Genomic DNA, 752 nt, shown 5'->3' with positions numbered 1-752 from the left:
GCGCGCTTGGCCAGGCGCAGATAGCTCTGGCGCAGCGGCACACGGTTGCGCCTGGCGAGCCCGACCAGCTTAACGATTGCTCGATGCATCAGCCGCGCGTCGGTCGGATGGGCGACCGCCTTGGGCTGCACCGTGGTATCGACGACCACTCGTTCCAGGTCCTTCGCGCCGATCGCGCCGGTCTTGTGCGCCACCGACAGACTTTCCTGGATCAGCGCGACAAGCTGCTCCTCGCCGAGCCGCTGCCGCCAGCGCGTCATCGACGATCGATCGAACGGCAACCGGTGGCAGAAGCTCAATTCGCCGCAGAAGTGCTGGTAATAGGGGTTCTCGATCCAGCGGGCGCACAGCGCTTCATCCGACAGGTTGTGCATGTGCTTCAGAATGAACAGGCCGGCGATCAGCCGCGTCGGCAACCCCGGCTGCCCTGACCCTGCCTGGCACACCGAACCAAAGCGCTCATTCAGCACGTTCCAGTCGATCAGCGCCGCCAACCGCACCAGCGGATGACCCATGTCGATGATCTGATCCAGGGCCGGAAGCAGCAGGTCCTTCTGGCGATCATCCCGCGGTTTGCTCATCGCATTCCCCAATGTCGACGACGCAGTCAGGGAATCACAAACCGCTCAAAAACGAAATCCCAAAACGCAGGAAAGCGAGGTCCCACACACCGCTTTCCTGCAAAATCGAATACTTTCTCAAGACCATTTTTGCTTATTTTTCAGGTCAATCCGCATTCTTCACGGAGGACT

General features: G+C 60.5%; 1 protein-coding gene. It reads right to left on the bottom strand.

Annotation, left to right across the window (positions count from 1 at the left end; all coding sequences use genetic code 11):
* Positions 1-581 (bottom strand): transposase (locus ACV1FX_RS41720; protein ID WP_473123283.1); only part of this gene is annotated, 581 nt, incomplete at its 3' end.
* Between the last annotated feature and the right edge of the window lie 171 nt (positions 582-752).

This window comes from Bradyrhizobium ingae (assembly GCF_055791185.1).
This window is presented reverse-complemented; position numbering and strand designations above follow the sequence as displayed.